Source organism: Paenibacillus ginsengarvi, from assembly GCF_003626695.1.
Classification (GTDB): Bacteria; Bacillota; Bacilli; order Paenibacillales; family NBRC-103111; genus Paenibacillus_AB; species Paenibacillus_AB ginsengarvi.
Window position 1 is genome coordinate 18,551 of the sequence record NZ_RBAH01000009.1, and the last position, 23,380, is coordinate 41,930.

General features: G+C 55.0%; 21 protein-coding genes and 1 riboswitch. Of the genes, 18 read left to right on the forward strand and 3 right to left on the reverse strand.

The window, feature by feature from the left end:
* Positions 1–53: 53 nt before the first annotated feature.
* Together D7M11_RS13885 and D7M11_RS13890 are read right to left on the reverse strand one after the other, a co-directional pair.
* Positions 54–884, reverse strand: coding sequence for an exodeoxyribonuclease III (locus tag D7M11_RS13885; RefSeq protein ID WP_120747835.1), 831 nt, complete (start codon positions 882–884; stop codon positions 54–56).
* Between the two features lie 75 nt (positions 885–959).
* On the reverse strand, positions 960–1,361 hold the full coding sequence (locus tag D7M11_RS13890; protein WP_120747836.1) for a YmaF family protein: 402 nt from the start codon (positions 1,359–1,361) through the stop codon (positions 960–962).
* A 167-nt stretch (positions 1,362–1,528) separates the two neighbouring features.
* Here D7M11_RS13890 and D7M11_RS13895 point away from each other — a divergent pair, with 167 nt between their 5' ends.
* The 8 genes from D7M11_RS13895 (at position 1,529) to D7M11_RS13930 (ending at position 9,876) form a co-directional block, all read left to right on the forward strand.
* Positions 1,529–2,260, forward strand: a complete 732-nt coding sequence (locus D7M11_RS13895; RefSeq protein WP_120747837.1) for an ABC transporter ATP-binding protein — start codon at positions 1,529–1,531, stop codon at positions 2,258–2,260.
* Positions 2,244–3,269 (forward strand): efflux RND transporter periplasmic adaptor subunit, encoded by a 1,026-nt coding sequence (locus D7M11_RS13900; RefSeq protein WP_158606595.1) that lies wholly within the window; start codon positions 2,244–2,246, stop codon positions 3,267–3,269. Before D7M11_RS13895 ends, D7M11_RS13900 begins: the two co-directional genes overlap by 17 nt.
* A gap of 91 nt (positions 3,270–3,360) precedes the next feature.
* Positions 3,361–6,252: an ABC transporter permease gene (locus D7M11_RS13905; RefSeq protein ID WP_120747839.1), complete on the forward strand. Its 2,892-nt coding sequence runs from the start codon at positions 3,361–3,363 to the stop codon at positions 6,250–6,252.
* 3 nt (positions 6,253–6,255) lie between these two features.
* Positions 6,256–7,149 (forward strand): ABC transporter ATP-binding protein, encoded by an 894-nt coding sequence (locus D7M11_RS13910; RefSeq protein WP_120747840.1) that lies wholly within the window; start codon positions 6,256–6,258, stop codon positions 7,147–7,149.
* Between the two features lie 151 nt (positions 7,150–7,300).
* Positions 7,301–7,939: a peptidylprolyl isomerase gene (locus tag D7M11_RS13915; protein ID WP_120747841.1), complete on the forward strand. Its 639-nt coding sequence runs from the start codon at positions 7,301–7,303 to the stop codon at positions 7,937–7,939.
* 43 nt (positions 7,940–7,982) lie between these two features.
* Positions 7,983–8,519 carry a ribonuclease FAU-1 family protein gene (locus tag D7M11_RS13920; RefSeq protein ID WP_120747842.1) on the forward strand — a complete coding sequence of 179 codons (537 nt, stop codon included), beginning with the start codon at positions 7,983–7,985 and terminating at the stop codon, positions 8,517–8,519.
* A gap of 21 nt (positions 8,520–8,540) precedes the next feature.
* Positions 8,541–9,209, forward strand: a complete 669-nt coding sequence (locus tag D7M11_RS13925; protein WP_120747843.1) for an alpha/beta hydrolase — start codon at positions 8,541–8,543, stop codon at positions 9,207–9,209.
* A 16-nt stretch (positions 9,210–9,225) separates the two neighbouring features.
* Positions 9,226–9,876, forward strand: coding sequence for a YdcF family protein (locus tag D7M11_RS13930; protein WP_120747844.1), 651 nt, complete (start codon positions 9,226–9,228; stop codon positions 9,874–9,876).
* 128 nt (positions 9,877–10,004) lie between these two features.
* Here the strand turns inward: D7M11_RS13930 and D7M11_RS13935 are convergent, their stop codons facing one another.
* Positions 10,005–11,291, reverse strand: a complete 1,287-nt coding sequence (locus D7M11_RS13935; protein ID WP_120747845.1) for a polysaccharide deacetylase family protein — start codon at positions 11,289–11,291, stop codon at positions 10,005–10,007.
* 235 nt (positions 11,292–11,526) lie between these two features.
* On the opposite strand from D7M11_RS13935, the gene D7M11_RS13940 reads away from it, so the two are divergent.
* The 10 genes from D7M11_RS13940 (at position 11,527) to D7M11_RS13985 (ending at position 23,304) form a co-directional block, all read left to right on the forward strand.
* Positions 11,527–12,489 (forward strand): AAA family ATPase, encoded by a 963-nt coding sequence (locus tag D7M11_RS13940; protein ID WP_120748051.1) that lies wholly within the window; start codon positions 11,527–11,529, stop codon positions 12,487–12,489.
* A 165-nt stretch (positions 12,490–12,654) separates the two neighbouring features.
* The gene (locus D7M11_RS13945; RefSeq protein ID WP_120747846.1) at positions 12,655–13,338 is read left to right on the forward strand and encodes an HAD family hydrolase; all 684 of its coding nucleotides are present in this window, start codon (positions 12,655–12,657) and stop codon (positions 13,336–13,338) included.
* Positions 13,335–14,156 carry an SPL family radical SAM protein gene (locus tag D7M11_RS13950; RefSeq protein ID WP_120747847.1) on the forward strand — a complete coding sequence of 274 codons (822 nt, stop codon included), beginning with the start codon at positions 13,335–13,337 and terminating at the stop codon, positions 14,154–14,156. The genes D7M11_RS13945 and D7M11_RS13950 overlap by 4 nt, the downstream gene beginning before the upstream one ends.
* A 120-nt stretch (positions 14,157–14,276) precedes the next feature.
* Positions 14,277–14,363, forward strand: a riboswitch (cyclic di-GMP riboswitch).
* Positions 14,364–14,535: 172 nt separating this feature from the next.
* The gene (locus tag D7M11_RS13955; RefSeq protein ID WP_193556193.1) at positions 14,536–16,473 is read left to right on the forward strand and encodes an ATP-binding protein; all 1,938 of its coding nucleotides are present in this window, start codon (positions 14,536–14,538) and stop codon (positions 16,471–16,473) included.
* Between the two features lie 157 nt (positions 16,474–16,630).
* Entirely contained in the window at positions 16,631–17,947 is a 1,317-nt protein-coding gene (hflX, locus tag D7M11_RS13960) for a GTPase HflX (protein WP_120747849.1), read from the forward strand.
* Positions 17,948–17,978: 31 nt separating this feature from the next.
* Positions 17,979–19,202 (forward strand): methionine gamma-lyase family protein, encoded by a 1,224-nt coding sequence (locus tag D7M11_RS13965; protein WP_420818316.1) that lies wholly within the window; start codon positions 17,979–17,981, stop codon positions 19,200–19,202.
* A gap of 78 nt (positions 19,203–19,280) precedes the next feature.
* A complete protein-coding gene (locus tag D7M11_RS13970; protein ID WP_120747851.1) occupies positions 19,281–19,688 on the forward strand; it encodes a MerR family transcriptional regulator in 408 nt (135 codons plus the stop codon).
* Between the two features lie 83 nt (positions 19,689–19,771).
* Positions 19,772–21,109, forward strand: a complete 1,338-nt coding sequence (glnA, locus tag D7M11_RS13975; protein ID WP_120747852.1) for a type I glutamate--ammonia ligase — start codon at positions 19,772–19,774, stop codon at positions 21,107–21,109.
* A 177-nt stretch (positions 21,110–21,286) separates the two neighbouring features.
* Positions 21,287–21,730, forward strand: coding sequence for a hypothetical protein (locus D7M11_RS13980; RefSeq protein ID WP_120747853.1), 444 nt, complete (start codon positions 21,287–21,289; stop codon positions 21,728–21,730).
* A complete protein-coding gene (locus tag D7M11_RS13985; protein WP_120747854.1) occupies positions 21,730–23,304 on the forward strand; it encodes a glycoside hydrolase family protein in 1,575 nt (524 codons plus the stop codon). The genes D7M11_RS13980 and D7M11_RS13985 overlap by 1 nt, the downstream gene beginning before the upstream one ends.
* Positions 23,305–23,380 lie beyond the last annotated feature (76 nt).

Here is a 23,380-nt window from a genome sequence, read left to right on the forward strand (position 1 = left end):
TGTCAGGCCGGGATAACCCGGCCGATGGGCCCAGCCTTTTTTTCGCGCAATATTTATGAACCGAGCTCGTCCGATGCAGCAGCTGAGAGCTCCTGCTCATTGCCGGGACGGACTGCTGCACCCAGCCGGTCATCCGCTACCAGCAGCGCAACCGGGCAGTGATCGCTCCCCATAATATGGGCGTCGATCCGCGCATCCTCCAGAGCGGGAGCAAGCCGGGCTGAGGCCAGAAAGTAGTCGATGCGCCAGCCGACATTGCGCGCCCGGACTTGCGGCATTAGAGACCACCACGTATAAGCATCGGCCCGGTCGGGGTAAAAGTGGCGGAACGTATCCACGAACCCGGCGTTCAGCAGCCGGCTCATCCGGTCTCGTTCTTCGGGGGTGAAGCCGGAATTGTTGCGGTTTGCCTTTGCATTTTTAATATCGATTTCCTGATGCGCCACATTCAAATCTCCGCACGCAAGCACCGGCTTCTGCTTATCCAGCCGCTGCATATAGCTTAGGAACCGGTCCTCCCACTCGAGCCGGAAATCGAGCCGCGACAAATCGCGCCGGGCGTTGGGGGTATACACGTTGACCAGGTAAAACGAGTCGAATTCAAGCGTGATGATTCTGCCTTCCGGCTCGTGGTCGTCCTCGAGACCGTACCAAACGGATAGGGGCTTTATTCTTGTAAAAACGGCCGTGCCGGAATACCCCTTTTTGACGGCGTAATTCCAATACAACTCGTAGCGCTCCCCCAAATCCAGGCCAATCTGCCCTTCCTGAAGCTTCGTTTCCTGCACGCAGAAAATGTCCGCATCCACATCCGCGAAATAATCGGTAAACCCTTTATTGACGCAAGCTCTCAAACCGTTTACGTTCCATGACACCAGCTTCATCGTATGCCGCTCTCCTTGATCTGACTTTGCACTAGAAACTATATCACAAATCGCGGAGTGAGAGGCCGATAAAATTTACCATCCGGAGGGCTCGTAACCGATGCCCGGCCCGGTGACGCCGGAATAAGCGTGGGTATGGCGCGGAATGGTCAGCACCGTTCGATAGCTGCCCCCTTCGAATCGAAAAGGCTCGTCGTTCACTCTATCATCCACGCTATGATAATGCGAGCCGTCCGGAAGCGGGATCGCCGGCCCCGTTTCTCCGGAAATCCGGTGAAAATGAGCTTGCCCCTCATAGGACGCTACCCGGCTCGCCCCTTGATATTGATGCGTATGACCGTCTGTGGCAGTTCCGTTCACCGGATACGTAAAGAAGTCGACCAGATGCGAATGTCCCAAAGTAACGGATGACTGTATCGCTACATAATGAGCGTGTGCCGGTCCGGCGGACAAACAATAGTCCTCGTTTCCTTTCATCCGAATCCCTCCCGTATGTTAGCTTATGCGCGGCGGCCCGGCTCTAGGCTGCGGCGGATGGCGCTATCGAACAAATCCCCCCCTTTTTCGAACAAAATGGAACTATTCTCTTTCCTTGAAACCGATTACAGTAGTAGCATCGACGATTGTGCTAATGAGGTGGAATTATGGAAACGATTCGCAAATCCGACTTGTCGTTATATGACCCGACTCAGGACAGCGAGCCGATCTTGAAGGCCGTCGGGATCAAGCGGGTGTTCGGAAGAGGCGGGGCGGCGGTTCACGCCTTGAAGGGCGCCAATCTGTCCATCCCGTACGGCCGTTTGGTAGCGCTTAAGGGGCGGTCGGGCTCGGGCAAAACGACGCTCATTAACCTGCTCGGCGCGCTCGACGTGCCGACCGAAGGTGCGATTTATTTTTGCGGACAAGAAATAACGACGCTGGGGGAGAAAAAGCGGAACGAGCTGCGGCGTATCCAGATGGGGTTCATATTCCAATCGTTTGCTCTGATGCCGCTCATGTCCGCCTACGAAAATGTAGAATTCGGCCTGCGCATTGCGGGCGTGCAGGCGAAGAAGCATAGGGAGCTGGCCGAGCGGGCGCTAGATAGCGTAGGCCTCAAAGCGCGAATGAATCACCGTCCGTTCGAGCTGTCGGGGGGCGAGCAGCAAAGAACCGCGATCGCCAGAGCGATTGCGCACCGGCCAAAGCTGCTGCTGGCGGATGAGCCGACGGCCGAGCTCGATAGCAAAATGGGGCTGCAGATCATTAAAATTTTCAAGGATCTGGTGCAGCAGGAAGGGATGACGATCGTCATCACGACTCACGACCCGGCGATTATGGAGATTGTCGACCAAGTATATGCATTGGAGGATGGGCAAATTGTCGATCAAGGGTAATCCGTTCTGGGCTCGTAAGCTGCTCGCCGTTCTTGTCGTGGCAGCTTGCTCCGGCTGCTCGCTGCTTCCACAGGAGGACGAGCCGCTTAAGCCTCCGCTTGTCAAGCCGGTGAAGGAAAACTATGAGATCGCCGAGGTCAAGGTCGGATCGGCGACCAAACGCATTACCGGCGTAGCGACCGTAGAGTCGACCAATGTGAAAAACCATGAATTTACGGGAACGACCGGCAAAATCCAGGAAGTGCTTGTCGTTAAGGATATGACTGTCAAAAAGGGCGATCCGCTCATCATCCTGGATGCGGGCGATTCCGCTATCGTGCTGAAGGAGAAGCAGCGGGATTACGAGCAGGCCAAATACAATCTCGATCAGGCGAAGCTGACTCAGGACCCGAATAAAATGAAAATTCGCGTTATGGAAATGGATATCGCCGAGCTCCGGTTAAGCGACGCCCGCAAAGCATTGGAAGGCAAAACGATGCGGGCGCAAATGGACGGCAAAGTAACGTTTGTCGAGGCGTCGAAGCCTGGCGATACGATCCAGCAGAACAAAACGTACGTCATTATATCCGATCCAAATTCGATCCGGCTGGCTTACAGCTCGGGCAATACAAGCGACATGCTCGAGGTGCAGGTCGGCGTACCGGTCGACGTTACGGTGAAGGGCAAGAAGCTGACCGGGACCGTCGTCCAGTCTCCGTCCAACACGCCTGCGACCGATGTTAAAGCTCTGGCCGACCGCTACGCGAAAACGGTGTTCATCGACGTGGGAAGTCCGATTCCGGAATTGACGCTGGGCGCTACGGCGGACATCAATATCGTAACCCGCAAGAAGGACAATGTGTTGCTCGTTCCGCAGCGAGCTCTGGCCCAATATTTGGGACGGAATTACGTCAAGGTGCTCGACGGCGACAGCATTAAAGAAGTCGACGTTGAAAAAGGTCTGGAAACGGCTGACGGCGTTGAAATCGTAAAAGGCCTCAAGGAAGGGCAGAAGCTCATTTTGCAATAAAACGATGGGTGCAGCGCGAGAGCGATCTGCCTGCCTTCGTTCGTTCGTTACTCATTTCATGCCGATCTCCTCGAAAGGAGGAACCGTTTTCGTGGCCATTTTAGTCATGATTTTCCGCAAGATGCTCAAAAATAAATGGTTGGAGCTAAGCTTGCTGTTCGGGCTTGTCCTGTCGGTAGCGCTGGTCAGCAGCATGCCCATCTATACCGAGGCGATTTTGCAGCGGATGCTGGTCAAGGAGCTGGAAAACTACCAGGTTTCCAACGGAGCGTATCCGCTTACCCATCGCACCGGGATTTTCCTGACAGGCGAGACGCCGGAGGAGAACGGGAAAAGCGCCCATGAAGTCGATGCTTACATGCAGTCGGCAAGCGGCAAGTTCAATCTGCCGATCCTCCAGTTTGTCAAGGAGCGGGGGACCGATACGTTTAACTTTGTTCCGGTCGATAAAGAACGGGTCGACGCTACCGTCAAACGGAATGTCGATATCGTGGCGCTCGATCATTTCGAGGACCATGTCAAGCTCGTGGACGGAAAGCTGCCGGCCAAGGAGCCGGTGAACGGCGTGTTCGAGGTGCTGGTTATCGAAAGCGCCTTGACGCAGCTCAAGATGGTGCTCGGCAACGAGTTCGTCATCGAAGACGAGCGGGTCAAAAATCCGATCACCATAAAACCGGTCGGCGTCGTCAATTCGAAAGACGAGCACGATCTGTACTGGAACACGCCGCTGGAGAGCTACGGGCGTTCCTTCATTATGAACTACGAAGCGTTCGAGAAATACATTACGGACGGAAAAGACATTACGATTCGGGCGGGCTTCTGGTATTTCGCGATGGAATATTCGCGGATGAACATGCAGTCGATCGGATCGTTCATCAGGACGCATCAGCAGATCGACAACTACGTATCGAATACGTTCACGAGTCAGGCGATCAAAGCTCCCGCGCTTGGCGTCATCTCCAAATATTTGGACCGTCAGGACCAGCTCCGGGTTATGCTCTGGTCGCTGAACGTGCCGGTCATGATCATGCTTGGCTTCTACCTGTTCATGGTGTCGAACCTCATCATTGATCGGCAAAAGACGGAAATCGCCGTTCTCCGCAGCCGGGGGGCCAGCCGCCTGCAAGTGCTGGGGAGTTATGTTATCGAAGGGCTGATGCTGGGGGCGGTCGCTTATGCGATCGGTCCGTATGCGGGCAAAATGCTTACGAACATGCTCGGCGCTTCCAGCGGATTTCTCGAATTCGTCCAGCGTTCCGCGCTGATCGTGGAAGTGAACGCAACCGCCTACAAATATGCGCTGTACGCGGTGTTGTTCTCGCTCGTCATGACGCTAATCCCGGCGCTGCTGGCGACCCGTACGACGATCGTCGGGCATAAGCAGCAGATGGCGCGCATGACGAAAATGTCCTTCTGGCACAAATATTTTATCGACGTATTGCTCCTAGGTATAGCGATCTATGGGCTGCAAAGCTTTAAACGGCGCATGACGGACTTGCAGTCGCTCGGACTCGACTCGGCCAATTTCAAGGTCGATCCGCTGCTGTTCCTCGTTCCCGCCTTGTTCACGCTTGGGCTCGGACTGCTGCTGCTGCGGGTATATCCGCTGTTTGTCCGCCTCGTGTACTTTATCGGGCGCAAGTTGTGGCCGCCGTCGCTGTACTCCACGCTCATTCAGGTGGGGCGCTCGAGCAGCCAGTATAGCTTCCTGATGGTATTCCTGATGATTACGCTGGCTACGGGCTTGTTCAGCGCAAGCGCGGCCAGAACGATGAACAGCAACACGCTGGAGAAGGTGAAGTACAAGAACGGGACGGACGTTATTCTGAACGTGAAGTGGGAAAACGACGCGCCGCCGCCGATGATGGGCGGAGGAGACGACATGGGGGCTGCGGAGGAAGAGGAGCCATCCGCGCAGACGCTGCCGATAACGGGGCCGAAGCGCGTTCAGTATACCGAGCCGCCGTTCCAGCTGTACAGCGAGCTGCCGGGCGTCGCCCACGCGGCGAAAGTATTCGTCAAGGACGATGCGGTAGCACAGCTCGGCAAGGCGTCTTCGAAAATCAAGCTGATGGGCGTCGATACCGACGATTTCGGCCGGACCGCCTATTTCAAGGATCGTTTGCTGGAGCATCATTTCTACGATTACTTGAACCTGATCTCCACCGAGCCTTCGGCCGTACTTATTTCCAGAACGATGGCCGAGCAGATGGGGCTGAAGGAAGGAGATTCGTTCAACCTCGGCTGGAGCAATGTCGCCTACAAGCCGTTCACGGTGTATGGCATCGTCGATTACTGGCCGACGTTTAACCCGAATCCGCAAGCGCCGCCAAGCGGCGGTAAAAAACCGGAGCCGCCGAAGCTCGTCGTCGGCCACCTCAGCTATATCCAGAGCGCGCTCGCCCTCGAGCCTTACCAGGTGTGGATCGACCTGGAAGACGAGCCCGGGGCGAAGGTAACGTTCAACGAGGCGCTGAATGCGAAGGAGCTGCCGATCGAAAGCTTCGTCGATACGAGCTACGAGCTGTCGCAAGCGAAGAACGATCCGTTCCAGATGGCGATCAACGGCGTCATGACGCTCGGATTTTTGATCTCTGTGGTCATCAGCTTTTTCGGCTTCCTGCTGTACTGGGTGCTTTCGCTGAACGGCCGAGTGCTGCAGTACGGTATTCTAAGAGCCGTCGGCATTTCGTTCTCGCAGCTGATCGGGATGCTGATAACGGAGCAGATTTTGACCTCGGGGGCCGCCTTCCTGCTGGGAGCGGGTATCGGCAGCGTCACCAGCCGCCTGTTCGTGCCGCTGTTCCAGCTGTCGTTTAACCCGACGACACAGGTTCCGCCGTTTCAGGTCATGTTTGATCCGACCGATTCGATGCGCTTGTATTTGATCGTTACGATTATGATATTGATCGGATTGTGCATTCTCGGCTATCTTCTCTCGCGCATCAAAATCCATCAGGCCGTCAAGCTGGGGGAGGACTAATCGATGATCCATTGCGACAATTTGGTGAAAATATTCAAGGTCGCCGACCTGGAGGTCGTTGCCCTGCAAGGGCTCGATCTGCACGTCGAGCCGGGCGAGCTGATGGCGATTATCGGCAACAGCGGCAGCGGCAAGTCGACGCTACTCAACATGCTCGGGGGGCTGGACCGCCCCTCGGCCGGCAATCTCGTCGTGGACGGCAAGGACCTGCTCAAATTTACGGAGAAAGACATCGTCAAGTACAAAAGAGAAACGGTCGGGTTCGTCTGGCAAAATAATGCCCGCAACCTGATTCCGTACTTGACGGCGCTGGAAAACGTGGAGCTGCCGATATTGCTGCAAGGCCGCCGGAAGCGGCAGCGGGCGCTGGAACTGCTCGATGCCGTCGGCCTTAGCCACCGGACCCGCAACAAGCTGAACCAATTGTCAGGGGGTGAACAGCAGCGTGTCGCGATCGCCATTGCGCTTGCGAACCATCCGCGCCTGCTGCTTGCCGACGAGCCGACGGGATCGCTCGATTCCAAGATGGGCAACCAGATTTTGGACCTGTTCCGGGAGCTGAACCGCTCCCTCGGGCTTACGGTCGTCATCGTCACGCACGACCCGCTGCTGGCGAAAAAGGTCGACCGCGTTGTCGCGATCCGCGACGGCAAAACGTCGGCGGAGTTTATCCGCAACCGTTCGTATGCCGACGAACTGGCCGAACTGGCGCAGGGCCACGACGTCGAAGAGGAAACGCACGTCGAATACGCCATACTGGACAAGGCGGGGCGGCTGCAAATTCCGTCCAACCTGCTGGATGAGGTCGGCATGAAAAACAAGAACAAGATGGTCGTGACGGTGGAAGAGGGCAAAATCATTTTGCTGCCGCCGGAAAACGAGAAAATCGCCAAATAACGGCCGTCAGGCTGGACCAGGCCCCCCCGCTCATGCTCAGGCGGGGGTGTTTGTTTGCGGGAGAATATTCCGGGCCTTCCACGTGAATTTGATCCGCGAAGCGGACAGGTGGTATAATTTGGGGCGAGATTGAAGAGAGAGGGATCAGCGAATGAGACGGTTTTGGGTCAAAACGATCGGAACGGCTGCGATCGCAGGAGCGCTTGCCCTTGCGCTCGGCGGATGCGGAGGGATGCCTTCGGCAAAAACGGGGGAGAAAAGCTGGAGCGCTCCGCCGGCAATGGCGCTGAAGACGGATAAAAACTATGAGGCGGTATTCGATACGACCGAAGGTAAATTTATCGTCAACCTTTTAAAGGATACGGCGCCGAAAACCGTAAACAATTTTGTCTTTTTGTCCAGACAAGGATTTTACGAGAACGTCGTTTTTCATCGCATCATGAAATCGTTCATGATCCAGACGGGCGATCCGACGGGAACCGGTATGGGCGGTCCGGGCTACACGATCGAGGATGAGCTGAAAACGACGTACAAATACGAACCGGGCATTGTCGCGATGGCGAAATCCCAGCAAAAAAACTCGGGAGGCAGCCAGTTTTTCATCTGTACGGGCCCCGATTGCGCCAATTTGAACAAGCAGCCGGACTACACCATATTCGGGCAAGTAACCTCCGGTATGGATGTCGTGCAAAAAATTGCCGCTACGCCCGTCAAGCAGGACGCGCGGGGAGAACCCAGCCTTCCGATGAAGGAAGTCAAAATAAACAAAATCGAAATTCAAGAAAAATAATTGCGACAGCAATCAGAAGCGGTACGAGGGGGATGGAAGCGAATTGATACGCCAATACGCAGATCGAACCGAATGGGGGAGAATAGCCCGCAAACAATTTACCGTTGTCCCGGTAAAAACGATCGGTTTTTCCGGAACGGTTACGCTAGTTGAGCTTCAGAAGGTAAACGAACCGCTGTACAGCGTATATGAGACCGAGCGAATATGCATCGCGGATGACGGGTACAAATGGCTACAGCTGTTTCCCGAGTATGCGCATTACACGGTTACCGCCATGTATGACGATACGAACCGCAGCGTGCAAAGGGTCATTTCGATATGCAAGTGTCAAGGCGTTACCGAAAGCGGCGTGCCGTGGTACGAGGATTTGTACTTGAGTCTGGTTGTGCTGCCCGGCGGGGAGCTGTACGTCATGTATCAAGAACGTCTGGAGGAGGCCGTCCGCAGCGGCCAACTGACTCAGGCAGACGCCGATCTGGCGTGGGAAACGGCTAATCATGTGATGGACGAATACCGAACCGGTTCGTTCGACCTGCTGCTCGTGGCAGACAAGCATCTGCAGGAGCTGATCGACGAATAAGCGAGTGATGGGGGGGCGGCCATGAGCGATAAAGTGTGTTTGGGCTTACATGGCTTTACGGGAGGGCCGTTCGAACTTACGCCGCTCGCCCGGTATTTGGAGAACGCCGGTTGGACGTGTTTACTGCCGACGCTGCCGGGGCACGAACGACCTGACGGACTAAGACAGGTCCGGTGGAACGACTGGCTGGATGCGGCGGAGCGAGAGGCGCAGCGGCTGACGGAACGTTACGGTTCGTTTGATTTGGTCGGTTTTTCGATGGGCGGCGCTTTGGCGGCCCATATAGCGAGCCGTTATCCGGTTCGCCGTCTCGTGCTGCTGAACGCGGCGGTCATTTATGCGAGCCCTTATCTGCTGCTGCAGGACTTCGGATCGGCGCTGCAAGCCGGCGACTGGAGACGGTATATGAAAATCCGGCGTACGCCGCTGCGGGCTACGGTGCAATTCATGCGGCTGGTACGCTCGGCCAAGCCGATGTGGAAGGGGATCGGGGCGCCGACAATGATTGCCCAGAGCGGCCGCGATCCGGTCGTGCATCCGCATAGCGCCAGCGTGCTCGCTTCCCTCATTCCGAGCGTGGCGCGGGTTGAGTACTTTCCCGCCTCGAAGCATCTCATCTGTCTCGATCGGGAGGCGGACGCGTTGTTTGCGAGAATCGGGCAGTTTTTGTCGGACGAGACGGGTCTATGACATTAAAGGGGGAACCATGAACAGATCGAGACATGCATATTCCCCGCAAGGCGGCAAACGATGGCTTAGACGGTTGATTGCATTCGTCAGCGCTGCCGTGCTGCTAGGGCTCATCTGGGTCGGATATGTCCAGTGGCGTATCCGATCGGTCCAGGATATGCCGCTCGCCCGAGATGCACAAGTGGCAATCGTACTGGGAGCCTCGCTCAGAAACGACAAGCCGAGTCCGGCGCTGCGAGAGCGGCTAGAGCAGGCGTACAAGCTGTACGAGATCGGTGGTGTGAGCCGGTTGATTGTCAGCGGGGGACTAGACGACAATGGTGCTACCATAACCGAAGCGGAGGGAATGAAGCGATATTTGATCGGGCGTGGAATCCCCGAGGAGGCGATCCTCGAAGAAGGAGAATCGACGAGCACATATGAGAACCTGCTGTTCAGCAAGCGGATTATGGATCGCGAAGGCTGGACGCGCCCGATCATCGTCACTCATCAATATCATGGCGCCCGATCGATGGATATTGCGGATTTTATCGGCTTGAGCGGGGCTACGGCATCGCTCGCCGACTCGGAGGTCATCTGGATGCCTTGGCATAAAGGCAGGGAGACGCTGGCGTTTGCCAAATGGTACGCAAACAAGCTGCTGCTGTCGTTCCGGCCTACGGCTTGATAAGCGGGGACAGGTTAATTCTACTCCATAAAAGTGGCACCGCTCCCGTATCCGCCTCACGTTGAACTATCGCAAAGAAACCGTCCGAGCGGACGGTTTCTTTCCTTCGTATTAACGTTACAACCGCTTCAAGCAATGTAACGGAGCTTTAATTCGTTTTTCGAAATCGCGACGATTTTCGGCTCCAGCAGATTGGTTTTCTCCTTCAATCGTTCCTTGCCCCTTGGGTGAACAACATACAGCAGCAGGCGCAAATAAGTGCGAGTCATACTGGCGAACAGTCCTTCGGGCAAATCGACGACCGTAAACCCGAGCTGCTTGGAGCCGCGGTGAATCATCGTAATGCCGTACAAGCCCTTCACCTTCTCATATTGGGGATCGGTGAGCAGCAGTTGGCTGATCGTGGGCATCAGCATCCGCGTTCGGCGAATGAGCTGAGTGGCTAGCTGCACGCTGCTCCGGGAATCGAGGCCGAGCTTGAACAGCGTATAGTTGTCCAGATGCATCTCCGCAATCAGATCCCCTCTGCGAATCTGCTCTCCGTCCGGCAGCACGATCGATTGTCTGCCCTGATATTCCCGTACGCGCAGCTTAACTAGCGGATTGTCCGAGTCGACCAGCTTGAGCTGGAACAGCTTGACGAAGCAGCGCTCCCAGGCCATCCAGGCGTTGACGATCACCCGCTTGAACAAGCCAAGCCGGTATTTCACAGACAGTTGCAGCAGCTCGTCGACGCGAGCGGTGACGAGTCCGTTTTGCCGCATATGCACGAGCACCTCATCGAGCGCCTCGAGCATATAAGCAGGGGCATCACGGTCCGCTCCGAACGTTTCCCCGCTGTCATGGAGCAGGACGACGGAGCCGGGGCGTATGCTTCGCATCAGCCTGGCCTTCAGCTTGTTACGGCCGATCCGGCTGCGCCAGTCCTTCGGCATAACCGACCACAGCACAACGGTGTACGACTTCAGAAAGAACAGATCGAAAAAGTTCAGGATGCCCCACGGCGGGCGATAGAAGGCCGGCTTCGTGCCCGTTATCGAAGCGACGATGTCGGCGGATCGGTCAGCATGCTTGTCGCGTACGGACCAGGGAGACATGAACCAGTTGGACGTGTGCGAATAGTTATGAATGCCGAGCTGATGGCCTTCGTCATGGATGCGTTTGATAAGCTCGGGGTATCGCTCCGCCTTGGAGCCGAGTACGAAAAAAGTTGCCTTCGCTCCGTGCTTGCGCAGCAGATCAAGCAGATGAGGAGTATACACTGGATCGGGACCGTCGTCGAACGTCAGGGCGACCTGATTCGACGCTTTTCCCCGGCGGAAGACGCCAATGGCAAAGATTCGCGTCACCACCCACGGAACGATCGTGTAGATCGCAACAATAAGCAAAAAAGCGAATAGGAGACGCTCCTTCATCGTTATCACTCCTAATCCCGTGTGAGAAAAATGGAACCTCTACCTTCCATTTTGGCGCTTTTTGCCGCCCGATTCAAGCATAAAATTTGCTAACTTTACTTCCTTTAATCATAGGACAACTTCTTGCTTTGTACATTATAGGCAGGGGCCATTCCGCCGCTTAATGCGGGGCCGGAATACCCGGCTTCCGGACTTCGGCGGCCGGGCCGTAACCTATAAACAAGAGGTGATTCCGATGAACATTCGCGTCGTTGCCGGCGATACGCCCAAGTCGTCGCGGCAGATCAATGTCGTGCTGCGCAATCCCGAGCCGGTATCCTTATCGGAAGCCGAACCGCAAATAAACGGAAAAACCGTTCCGGCGCAAGGGCCATTTGCCGACATTATGAAAGAGCTGGATCAGATGGTCGGGCTGGAGAACGTCAAGGAACTCGTTTATGAAATATACGCGCTGCTGCAGATCGGACAGTTCCGGACGGAAGCGGGACTTGCCGCCTCGCAGCAGGTGTATCACATGGTATTTAAGGGAAACCCCGGAACCGGCAAAACGACGGTCGCCCGCATTATCGCGAAGCTGTTCCATGCGATGGGCTTGCTGCAAAAGGGACATCTGGTCGAAGTGGAACGCGCCGATCTGGTCGGCGAATATATCGGGCATACGGCACTGAAGACGCGTGAGCTGATCAAAAAGGCGATGGGCGGCATTTTATTCATCGATGAAGCGTACAGCCTGGCGCGCGGGGGCGAGAAAGATTTCGGCAAGGAAGCGATCGATACGATCGTGAAGGCGATGGAAGATTACAAAAATCAGTTTGTGCTTATTTTGGCCGGCTATTCGGAGGAAATGGATTTTTTCCTCGCGACGAATCCTGGGCTGCCTTCGCGGTTTCCAATTATGATCGATTTTCCCGACTATGCGATCGATCAATTGGTGCAAATTGCCGAAGGGATGGTCAAGGAACGGGATTATACGCTAATTCCGGCCAGTCTTATGAAGCTGCGTCAACTACTTGCCGCGGAAAAAATGAACGACACGGTGGCGTTCAGCAACGCCCGCTTCGTCCGCAATCTGATGGAGAAGTCCGTCCGGTACCAGGCAGTGCGTCTGCTCGGCCAATACGCGAATTCGTCTCCGGGCCGGCAGGAGCTCATGACGATCAAGCCCGAGGATATGCGGGTCGATAAGAAAAGCTTCTAGACGAAGCCTGAGAAAAGGCGGGGGCCGCTATCGCAGCGGCTTTTCGTTACCTCTTTTACGTTTTTTTTGCGTTCTCCCGCATGCAGCTTGCGGAGGATTCATGTATAATACGGGCATCGGCTAGGAAGACATATAACGAAATAGGCCGGATGGGAGAGTGTTTATGTGATACGAGCTGTCGTGTTTGACTTTGACGGACTAATTTTGGATACGGAAACGAACGAATACCATGCCTATGCCGACACGTACCGGCATCACGGCGCGGAGCTTCCGCTAGAGGTTTGGTCGAGGGTAATCGGAACGGACATGTTGTCGGTATTCGATCCTTATGTATATTTGGAGGAACGCACCGGAAAGCCGGTCGACCGCGAAAAGTTCCAGACGATGCGCCGCCAGCTGTTCACGGAGCGAATGGCGCAGGAGCAATTGCGACCGGGCGTCGTATCCGTGCTGGAGCAGGCGAAGGAGCTTGGCCTGCGGATCGGACTGGCCTCCAGCTCTTCGATCGACTGGATTACCGGCTACATGGATAAATTCGGCATCGGCGGTTATTTTTCCATCATGCGCACTCGTGACAACGTGGCGAAGGTGAAGCCGGACCCCGAGTTGTACAGGCAGGCGGTAGAGCATTTGGGCGTGCAGCCGCATGAGGCGCTGGCGTTTGAGGACTCGCCGAACGGAGCTTTGGCCGCGTTTCGGGCCGGACTCCACTGTGTAATCGTACCGAACGCGGTGACCGGGACGCTGGCATTTGGCGAGCATAGCAAACGAATAGCGACGATGGAAGGGCTCGATCTGGAACGGCTGCTCAAGGAGCTGTCGCCGGAACGCCCTGTAAGCTCTCTATGACTACGTTCAGCCGCAAGCAGCCGAAGAGCTTACTCAATCCGGCTTCCGGATATTTGACGGGCTACAGCCATACGCTCAATCCATATGCGGGCTGCCAATACGGCTGTTCGTACTGTTATGTGCGCAAAATGCCCGTCGCGTTATTCCGCCGCGAGCCGTGGGGAGAATGGGTAGACGCCAAAATCGGCTCGGCGCAGCTGCTCGCCAAGGAGCTGGCGAAAGAAAAGCGGAAAGGGCCGGTAACGATTTTCATGTCCTCCAGCACCGATCCGTATCAGCCGCTTGAAGCTTCCGAGCAGATTACCCGTTCCTTCTTGGAGGCGATGGTGAGCGACCCTCCGGATTTTCTGTTCGTGCAGACGCGCAGTCCGCTAGTAACCCGTGACATCGATTTGCTGCTGGCGCTAAAAGACAGGCTGCGTATAAGCATGACGGTGGAGACCGATCTGGAAAGCGTCAGAAAAGCGTTTACCCCGTCGGCGCCGCCGGTTGCGGGGAGACTGGCCGCTCTGCGCAAGTTGGCGGAGGCTGGGCTGCCGACACAGGCAGCCGTTTCCCCGGTGCTGCCGAGCAGTCCGGCATTCGCAGAGATAGTCGCCGGAGTAACGGATCGGGTATGCATCGACGACTTTTTCATGGGAGACGGCAGCCTCGGACGGAGAACCGAAACGCTCGGCATCCGTGCCATTTTCGAGGAGATGGGGTTTGGCGACTGGTACGACCGTAAACGCTATTTGGACATCGTGTCCGCATTCGAAGCTTATCTCCCGCCGAAACGAATCAAAATCAGCCAGGCTGGTTTTTTGCCGGATGTTTAAAGATTTAATAGTTTGAAGATTCATTATTAGCAGAAAAGTTGGAATCATTAGAATTTTTGTTTCACTGCAAACAAAGGTATGGTATATTAGAGGGCGAGAGACGGGGTAGAAAATATTGTAAACCATACCTGGCAAACTTGCCGAAAGGCAGGGACGCAAAGCCACAGGTCTAAGGCTCGGTGGGGCTATGACAGCTGGGTTGCTGAAACTTTCGCGCACACGATGCAATCACGACCATGGGCCGTCCCTAGCCAGGGGATGGCTTTATCATTTTCCTCCTGTATCGGTCTATCATCACGCACCGGAAGGGAAGAACCCTATGCAGTCCATAAGCACAATTCGATCATTACGCTTATCCGCATACCGAAAAAAAGATACGATGCTCGCGGCTCTTGTCCTGTTGGCCGGCGTTAGCGCGTTTATCTATGCGGTCCCCGATCTGTTGAAAACAACGGCCTCGCTTCTCTTCACAGTGCTGCTGCTTGCAGCTGTATGTATCAGCAAGATGCGAAAAACCGCGTACGTCCTATCCAGTCTAGCCCTCCTAACCTACGTGCTTGCGATGGAGCCGGGCAGCTTGTTCGGAATGCTCATTACAGCATATCCGCTGCTGCTGTTCTACGCGCTTTTGCTTCCGAGTCCGCTGTATACGTTGGTCGCTGCGATGGCGGTCGGCATTAAGCTGTACCTGTATGACGATTTGTCCACCGGTCACGAATGGATGACGCATTTATTTTTTATTACGCTTAATGCAATGGCTTACATGATTCTCGCTTATTATACGCGCAAGCTGGAAAAGGAAAGAAACGAGTACCGCTATCTAAGTACGATCGATTCGCTAACGGGACTGGCTTCGCTCCAGCAAACGCTGCTGTTCGGGCAAAGGCTGATAGACGAAGGGCGGTCGGTGCAGGTGCTGCTGATGGATCTGAACTTTTTCAAGCAGATCAACGATACGCACGGGCATATGGTCGGCAATAAAGTGATCCTGTTCATCGCCGATTATTTGCGCCATATGATCAAGAACGTGAACGGGATTGCCGGACGACTCGGCGGCGACGAGTTCGTCATCGTGCTGGAGCACAGCGAAGGTTACGCCAATATACGCGAAAAACTGCTGCAGGAGCTGAACGGACGAACGTTCGTGCCCGGCGACGGCTTTTTTCCGGTAGCGCTTTCATTCTCGGTCGGCGTATCCGTTTCGGACACGAACAAAGAGGCGCGCATCGAGGAGCTTCTGCACGACGCGGATTTGAATATGTACGAGTTCAAGCTGCTGCACCGGCTATCCACGTTTCACGGGAAGACGTCGGACCTCATCGAACATAATCCGGACCCGATCTGCACGTTTGATCGCAAAGGCAAGCTGATCGCGGTTAATCCGGCGGCAACCGCGCTGCTCGGATACGAAGCGGAGGAAATTACGAGAAAGCAGTTTGTCGCCCTCATTCATCCGGAAGACCGCTTGAAGGCGTTAAAATCGTTCCTCGAGACGATGAAGGGGGGCACGAACCAGATCGAGCTTCGCCTGCTTCACAAGGAAGGTCACACGCTGCTTGTGGACGTCACGAATATTCCGATTCTCGCAGATCATCAGATCGTCGGCATTTACGGCGTAGCGAAAGATATTTCCGATCGTAAAAAAGCGGAGGAAATGCTGCGCAATTCCGACCGGCTTGCGGTAACTGGCCAGCTCGCAGCGGGACTCGCCCATGAAATCCGCAATCCGCTGACCGCCTTGAAAGGTTTTATCCAGCTGCTGCAAACGTCGGCGAACGAAAATAAAGCCTACTACCCGATCATGCTGAACGAGCTGGAGCGGATCAATCTGATCGTTAACGAGTTTTTGCTGCTGTCCAAGCCTCGGGAGGCGAATTTCTGCGATACCGACATCCGGACCGTGATCGACCATGTCGTGACGCTGCTCGATACGGAAGCGATCTTGAACAAGGTGCAGCTCGTCATGGAGGACATGGAGCCGATCCCGCCGATTCGCTGCGACGAGAATCAGATGAAGCAGGTGTTCGTCAACGTGCTCAAAAATGCGATTGAGGCAATGCCGGACGGGGGCGAGGTAACCGTACGGACGGAAAGCTCGGACCAATTTTTCAAAGTGAAGATTACCGATCAGGGCAGCGGCATTCCGGAGGAGTTAATCTCGCGGATCGGACAACCGTTCTTCACGACAAAGGCGAACGGAACCGGGCTCGGCCTGATGATCTGCCACAACATCATGGAAACGCACGGCGGGACGTTTTCGATCGAAAGCAAGGCGGGAGCGGGCACGACGGTCGAAATCGCGCTTCCGTTTTCGTAAGCGCCGCATGGGACATAATACATTTGCCTTGCCACGAAATATGTTACAATATATCGTAAGGTCATTTTTCGATACCAAGTACCGCCGTATGGCGCAACCGGTCCCGAAAATACCGCGAAAATGGGCAAAGGTACCGCTGCGATAAAGGAGTTCGTGAATGAAGCAATCGACGCATGAAGTAAGCGGGGCGGCTTCGGATCAAGCCGTCGTCGTCAGTCTGGTGCTCAAAAGCGAGCGGCTTTCCGAAGAGATGGTGGCCTACTCGCTTCAGGAATTGATCAGTCTGGCCGAAAGCGCGGGTGTGGAGGTGCTGCACTCGGCGGTGCAGACCAAAGAGTCAATCGATTCGAAATGGTTCATCGGCAAAGGGAAGGTTGAGGAAATTCGCGAGATTGCGCTGCGGCTCGGCGCCAATACGGCTATTTTCGATCAGGAGCTGTCCGGCGCTCAGGTACGGAATCTGGAGCGGGCTCTTGATCTGAAAATTATCGACCGGACGCAGCTGATTTTGGATATTTTTGCCCAGAGAGCGAAAACGAGAGAAGGTTTCCTTCAAGTAGAGCTGGCGCAGCTCAGCTACCTGCTTCCGCGTTTGTCCGGGCACGGGGTGAATTTATCCCGCCTCGGCGGCGGCATCGGAACGCGCGGACCCGGCGAGACGAAGCTGGAAATGGACAGGCGCCATATCCGGAACCGGATTCACGAGCTGCGGCAGGCGCTGCAGGAGGTGAAGCGGCATCGGGCGCTGCACCGCGAGCGCAGGAAGAAAACCGGCGTGTACCAGGTGGCGCTTGTCGGTTATACGAATGCGGGCAAGTCGACGCTGCTGAACCGGATGACGGACGCGAACGTATATGCGGAAAATCAGCTGTTCGCGACACTCGATCCGACGACACGGATGCTGCGGCTTCCGAACGGGCAGGAAGTCGTCCTGACCGACACCGTCGGTTTCATTCAAAATTTGCCGCATGACCTGGTTGCCGCGTTTCGCGCGACGCTTGAGGAAGTATGCGAGGCGGACCTGATCCTGCACGTTGTCGACAGCTCCAGCGAGATGAAGGATCAGCAGCGTAAGGTCGTCGGGAACATTTTGCAGGAGCTGGGTGCGCAAGGAAAGCCGAGCATCACGGTGTTTAACAAAATCGATCTGCTGCCGGCCGGCCATTCGGAGCTGTGGACCGCCGAAGGCGATTCGCTGCGCGTGTCCGCTTTTGCCGAACCGGATCTGGAGAGGCTGAAAACGGCAGTCCAGGAAAAGCTGATGGGAGGCAAACGGCGTTTCGTTATACCAGCAGGTCGCGGGGACCTTATCTCGCTGCTGTACCGGGTGGGCGACGTATTGGAGCAGGAGGTTGATGGGGAGGAAATCCGCTTCGATGTCCGGCTGAAACAAAGCGAGTTCGATAAGATGGGTCATATCTTTAAAGCCTATATGGCGAGCGAAGCTGTACAGCAAGAGGGAGAGAGTTACTAGGATGAACGTACCGGAGAACATAGCCCGGCTTATGGACGAAGCGGAAGCGCTCGCCGCGCCGAAGCTGCAAGAGATCGACAAGCGGGTCGACCGCAATCAATGGAAGGTCATACGCGCTTTTCAAAAGTTTAAAGTAAGCGACTATCATTTCGGAGGCTCGACCGGCTACGGATACAACGACCGCGGCAGAGAGGTACTCGATCTCGTGTATGCAGATGTGTTCGGAGCGGAGGCGGGGCTTGTGCGCCCGCATTTCGCTTCCGGCACGCATACGATTGGCACCGCCTTATTCGGCGTGCTCCGTCCGGGCGACCTGCTGTTATACATAACGGGAAAACCGTACGATACGCTGCATAAAGTCATCGGCAAGCCGGGCGACGGGACAGGCTCGCTTCAGGACTGGGGCATTCGCTACGGCGAGCTGGAGCTGGCGGAGGACGGAATGCCGGATTGGGACAAGCTGCGGGACAGGCTGCTTACCGATCCGCCGAAAGTAGTCGGCATTCAGCGGTCGAGAGGATACGACTGGCGCGCCTCCTATTCGGTCGAGCAAATAGAGCGGATGGTCCGGTTCGTGAAGGACATCGTGCCGGATACGATCGTATTCGTCGACAACTGCTATGGCGAGTTTACTGAGGAGCTGGAGCCGACCGAGGTCGGCGTTGATCTGGTGGCCGGCTCGCTCATCAAAAATCCCGGAGGCGGACTGGCGCAAACGGGGGGATACATCGTCGGCAAGAGCCGGCTCGTCGAGTTGTCCGCATACCGGCTGACGGCACCGGGCATCGGGGCGGAAGTAGGAGCGATGCTCGGGACGACGCGAGGCATCTTCCAAGGCTTTTTCCTCGCCCCACATCTGGTGGGCCAGGCGCTCAAAGGAAGCGTCTTTGCCGCCGCATTGTTTGAAGGGCTCGGCTTCGATACCCGTCCGGGCTGGAGGGACGACAGAACCGACTTGATTCAGGCGATCCGGTTCACATCGGCCGAGCATTTGATCGCATTCGTGCAAGGTATCCAGAAAGCGGCGGCCGTCGACGCCCACGTCGTGCCCGAGCCTTGGGAGATGCCCGGCTATGAGCATCCGGTCATTATGGCGGCCGGGACGTTCATTCAAGGCGGCAGCTTGGAGCTTTCCGCCGATGCGCCGATCCGCTCGCCTTACATCGCCTATATGCAAGGAGGACTTACCTACGCGCATGTGAAATGGGGAGTCGCGATGGCATTGACGAATATGATGAACAAAGGACTTTTGTAATTAAACCTAACACGGATTGACATGTTTGTGTCCGATATGTACAATGAAATTAACCTCTACATGTTGGAGTGGTGTGAAGTGAGTGATGAAATTCGCCGTAACATGGCTTTGTTCTCGATCGGGACTGTGATGAAACTGACCGACCTGACGGCCAGGCAGATCCGCTATTACGAGCAGCACGAATTGATCGTTCCGGCGCGAACGAACGGCAACCAGCGGTTGTTTTCGTTCAACGACGTAGAGCGGCTGCTGCAAATCAAAGCATTGATCGAGAAGGGCGTCAATATTGCCGGCATCAAGCAGGTGCTCAATCCGGTCTCGAAAGATTCCGAGGACGCAACGATCATTAACGAGCAAACCGAAGTGAAACGCAAGGAGCTGTCCGACGTGCAATTGCACAAAATGCTCAAGCGGGAGCTTATTACCGGCAACCGTCGCGGCAAAGTGTCTCTCATTCAAGGGGAGCTTTCACGTTTTTTCAAATGAGCTAAGAGCAGCAATTCTTTATGCACGTATGTACTTCATCGAAGTTTTTCTACTAAGCCTTAATTCGAGGAGGAACGTTTCTTATGTCTCACCCGTCTTATACCAAAGAAGATATACTTCGAATCGCTAAAGAAGAAAACGTCCGCTTTATCCGGCTGCAATTCACCGACCTGCTCGGCACGATCAAAAACGTGGAAATTCCGCTCAGCCAGCTGGAGAAGGCGCTCGATAATAAAATGATGTTCGACGGCTCCTCGATTGAAGGATATGTACGCATCGAAGAATCCGACATGTATCTGTATCCTGATCTGAACACATGGGTTATTTTCCCGTGGGTAACGGAAGATCGCGTAGCAAGGCTGATATGCGACATTTACTTGCCAGACGGGCGGCCCTTCCCTGGCGACCCGCGCGGTATTCTGAAGCGCGCGCTGAAGGAAGCCGAAGAAATGGGATATTCGGCGATGAATGTAGGTCCGGAACCGGAATTTTTCCTGTTCAAAACGGATGCGAAAGGTAACCCGACGACGGAGCTTAACGACCAGGGCGGTTACTTTGACCTCGCACCGACCGATCTTGGTGAAAACTGCCGCCGCGAAATCGTGCTTACGCTCGAGGAAATGGGCTTCGAGATCGAAGCGTCGCACCATGAGGTGGCCCCGGGCCAGCATGAGATCGACTTTAAATATGCCGATGCCGTCAGAGCGGCGGATCAGATCCAGACGTTTAAGCTTGTCGTCAAAACGATCGCGAGACAGCATGGGCTCCATGCGACCTTTATGCCGAAGCCGCTGTTCGGCGTGAACGGTTCCGGCATGCACTGCCATATTTCGCTGTTCCAGGGCAATACGAACATCTTCTTTGACGACAGCGACAAGCTCGGCCTGAGCGAAACGGCTCGTTACTACATGGCAGGGGTGCTTAAGCATGCCCGCGCCTTCGCCGCCGTAACAAACCCGACGGTTAACTCGTACAAACGGCTCGTGCCCGGTTACGAAGCGCCTTGTTATGTGGCTTGGTCGGCGAGCAACCGCAGTCCGATGATCCGGATACCGGCGTCTCGCGGCTTGAGCACGCGGGTAGAGGTGCGCAATCCCGACCCGGCAGCGAATCCGTATTTGGCTCTGGCGGTAATGCTGAAGGCCGGTCTCGACGGCATCCGAAACAAAACGGCGCTGCCTGCTCCGGTGGATCGCAACATTTATGTGATGACCGAAGAGGAACGGGAAGATCAGGGCATTCCGAGCTTGCCGTCGGATTTGCGCGAAGCGCTCGTCGAGCTTCTGAACGACGAAATCATCTGCGACGCCCTCGGCGATCATGCCCTTGCTCACTTCGTGGAGCTGAAGGAGATCGAGTGGGACATGTACCGTACCCAGATACACGCCTGGGAACGCGATCAGTATATGACGTTGTATTGATTCGTGCCATCCAACATCATCGATCTAAGATAGTACCCCCGAGCGATCGGGGTTTTTTTGTATCCTCGAAAATGTAAAATATGTAAACTATACCAAAAAAACGATCTGGTGATACGATAAGTCCACGCTTCACCTCGCCCGAGAAATCGGAGCCAAATCATGGAGGTTGGTTAACTTATGAGTTTACTGGATTCGTTGGGAATCAAATCTGGACAGATGGTGCGGACTGACAACAGCATTGCGAATGAGGCAGATGGGATTAATGAAGATGGCAGCCAAAATGTACGCATTGTAGGCAGCAAAACGGTTGATCTTACGTTTCATGACGGCGCAGCAGCGGCTGGGACAGGTACAATCTTTAATGTAGGAGGCTGCAAAACGGTCACGATTGAGATAACCGGCACGAGTACGAGCCGTAAAATCGTATTCGAGGGCGCCAGTATCAGTGGAACTTACTACCCGATTATGGGTGTCAGACTATCCGACATGTTTTTAGGCACGCAAACGACGGGCATCAATGAGGTGTGGCAATTCGACGCTACCGGTCTTGTGAATTTTCGCGCGCGCTTGTCCGATGTAGCTGGCGGTAATGTAACGGTCAAAGGGAGGGCGGTTGTGTAATGGCGGATACAATAGCACGTGCGATGGCACAAGCGGCCAAGCTTGGTCAAGTAAACGTAAAAGATTTCGGCGCGGTAGGGAACGGAGACGCTGACGATACGCAGGCGTTTATAAAATGCGCTAATTTTGTTATCGCCGACTCTGAAAACGCTAAGGCTATTCACACGCTGCTAATTCCGCCCGGCGTCTATAAAGTTGCATTACCGGCGGATACAGAGCTATTCAAGCTCAATTGGGTCGACGGATTCCATATCGAGGCGTCTGGCGCAACAATCCGCAGAACAATCGATTACACTCCCGGTCAAACGGCTAAATTGTTCTGGTTCGACAACTCGAAAAACATAACCGCAAACGGTCCGTTTGTTGATACGCAAGGGCCATACATTAAGGATCTCGTTACGGTTACCGACCCGACCTATCGCGGCTATGACGTCTACACTTTCGCCGACAATAACAAACACATCAAGATTCGCGGCGTTGAGGTGACGAATAATTACCGGCTGGCTAACTTTCAAGGGCGGACGCTATCAACGACGAATACCGACATTAGCGTCGAGGGCCGCGCGATTCGCTGCGAATACGGCGTAACGTTCCAGAATACCGGAGATAACGTCGACGTCAACATATACGGCGAACTGACGCACCGTACGTACTTTTCATATGGCGTGCTAAAGCATCGTGTAAAAATGATGACGAAAAGCCCGCGCACCGTTTCAGCCATGATAAGCGCACTTGAAAAAGACTCGCGTGATATCGACATGGATGCGTTCATCATCTTTACGAACGATCCGGCGAGTACCGCAAAATCTAACGGCGGCATCCAAATTTATACGCAGGCGTGGACGGGGAAAGTGACGGTCGGCAATATTTATGGCGTTAACCTGAACGTCAAGTCGATCACGCAAGGGACGGCGAACTCGGACTATCGGCCGGTCGTATCGTTCGGTAGCAGCAAAGACAACCTCGCGACGTTGATGCCGGGCAGTATCAATAAAGTAAAAGTTACTGTAGACATTGACGGTTGGCGCGGACAGGATCGCTATCGGGCGCCTATTGGATTCCTAGAGGTAACCGGGTATGATGCTGGCGGCGTGCCGACGTTTCACAGCGACAGCAGCACCACGTTTTTCGAACCGGCGGTATCGGACATCGAGATCGATGCGAAAGTCCATACGCCATCGCTTACCGCCCGTACGAACTCGATGGAATTTTCGTTTACGAAACTCAGCGGAGTTCTCCGGCTGAAGTTCGAGGGTAATATGTCGCCATCGGTGCGCAATCTCGGCACGACCGGGCAGATTATTTTCGATAGCGTCGACATTAACACGCGGCTGTATACTGGCGCCGGGCCCGCGTCACTGGATCGCGCATGGATCAAAGACAGCAAGAATCACTCCGCATATAACGTAAGGGAGGCGACGCCTTCTGTAACACCGTCCGGCAATATCGTCAGGTATGCGGCCCCCATCGTAGAGTACGCGTCGGCAGCAGCGCCAAACGGTTCGCTATTTTTGGATTCGGACGGAAAGCTTAAATTCAAAGACTATTTCGGAGTAGTAGCATCGTTGACCTAAGAGGGAGGCATTTTGATCGACGCAGCCATTGCAGTCCGGCATACCATTTTAAACATGGTCCATATGCTGTTAACGC

Bases quoted from the DNA above. Each gene is read 5' to 3' on its own strand.
- D7M11_RS13885 (WP_120747835.1), bottom strand. From the start codon at position 884: ATGAAGCTGGTGTCATGGAACGTAAACGGTTTGAGAGCTTGCGTCAAT.
- D7M11_RS13890 (WP_120747836.1), bottom strand. From the start codon at position 1,361: ATGAAAGGAAACGAGGACTATTGTTTGTCCGCCGGACCGGCACACGCT.
- D7M11_RS13895 (WP_120747837.1), top strand. From the start codon at position 1,529: ATGGAAACGATTCGCAAATCCGACTTGTCGTTATATGACCCGACTCAG.
- D7M11_RS13910 (WP_120747840.1), top strand. From the start codon at position 6,256: ATGATCCATTGCGACAATTTGGTGAAAATATTCAAGGTCGCCGACCTG.
- D7M11_RS13915 (WP_120747841.1), top strand. From the start codon at position 7,301: ATGAGACGGTTTTGGGTCAAAACGATCGGAACGGCTGCGATCGCAGGA.
- D7M11_RS13925 (WP_120747843.1), top strand. From the start codon at position 8,541: ATGAGCGATAAAGTGTGTTTGGGCTTACATGGCTTTACGGGAGGGCCG.
- D7M11_RS13930 (WP_120747844.1), top strand. From the start codon at position 9,226: ATGAACAGATCGAGACATGCATATTCCCCGCAAGGCGGCAAACGATGG.
- D7M11_RS13935 (WP_120747845.1), bottom strand. From the start codon at position 11,291: ATGAAGGAGCGTCTCCTATTCGCTTTTTTGCTTATTGTTGCGATCTAC.
- D7M11_RS13940 (WP_120748051.1), top strand. From the start codon at position 11,527: ATGAACATTCGCGTCGTTGCCGGCGATACGCCCAAGTCGTCGCGGCAG.
- D7M11_RS13950 (WP_120747847.1), top strand. From the start codon at position 13,335: ATGACTACGTTCAGCCGCAAGCAGCCGAAGAGCTTACTCAATCCGGCT.
- D7M11_RS13955 (WP_193556193.1), top strand. From the start codon at position 14,536: ATGCTCGCGGCTCTTGTCCTGTTGGCCGGCGTTAGCGCGTTTATCTAT.
- hflX (WP_120747849.1), top strand. From the start codon at position 16,631: ATGAAGCAATCGACGCATGAAGTAAGCGGGGCGGCTTCGGATCAAGCC.
- D7M11_RS13965 (WP_420818316.1), top strand. From the start codon at position 17,979: ATGGACGAAGCGGAAGCGCTCGCCGCGCCGAAGCTGCAAGAGATCGAC.
- glnA (WP_120747852.1), top strand. From the start codon at position 19,772: ATGTCTCACCCGTCTTATACCAAAGAAGATATACTTCGAATCGCTAAA.
- D7M11_RS13980 (WP_120747853.1), top strand. From the start codon at position 21,287: ATGAGTTTACTGGATTCGTTGGGAATCAAATCTGGACAGATGGTGCGG.
- D7M11_RS13985 (WP_120747854.1), top strand. From the start codon at position 21,730: ATGGCGGATACAATAGCACGTGCGATGGCACAAGCGGCCAAGCTTGGT.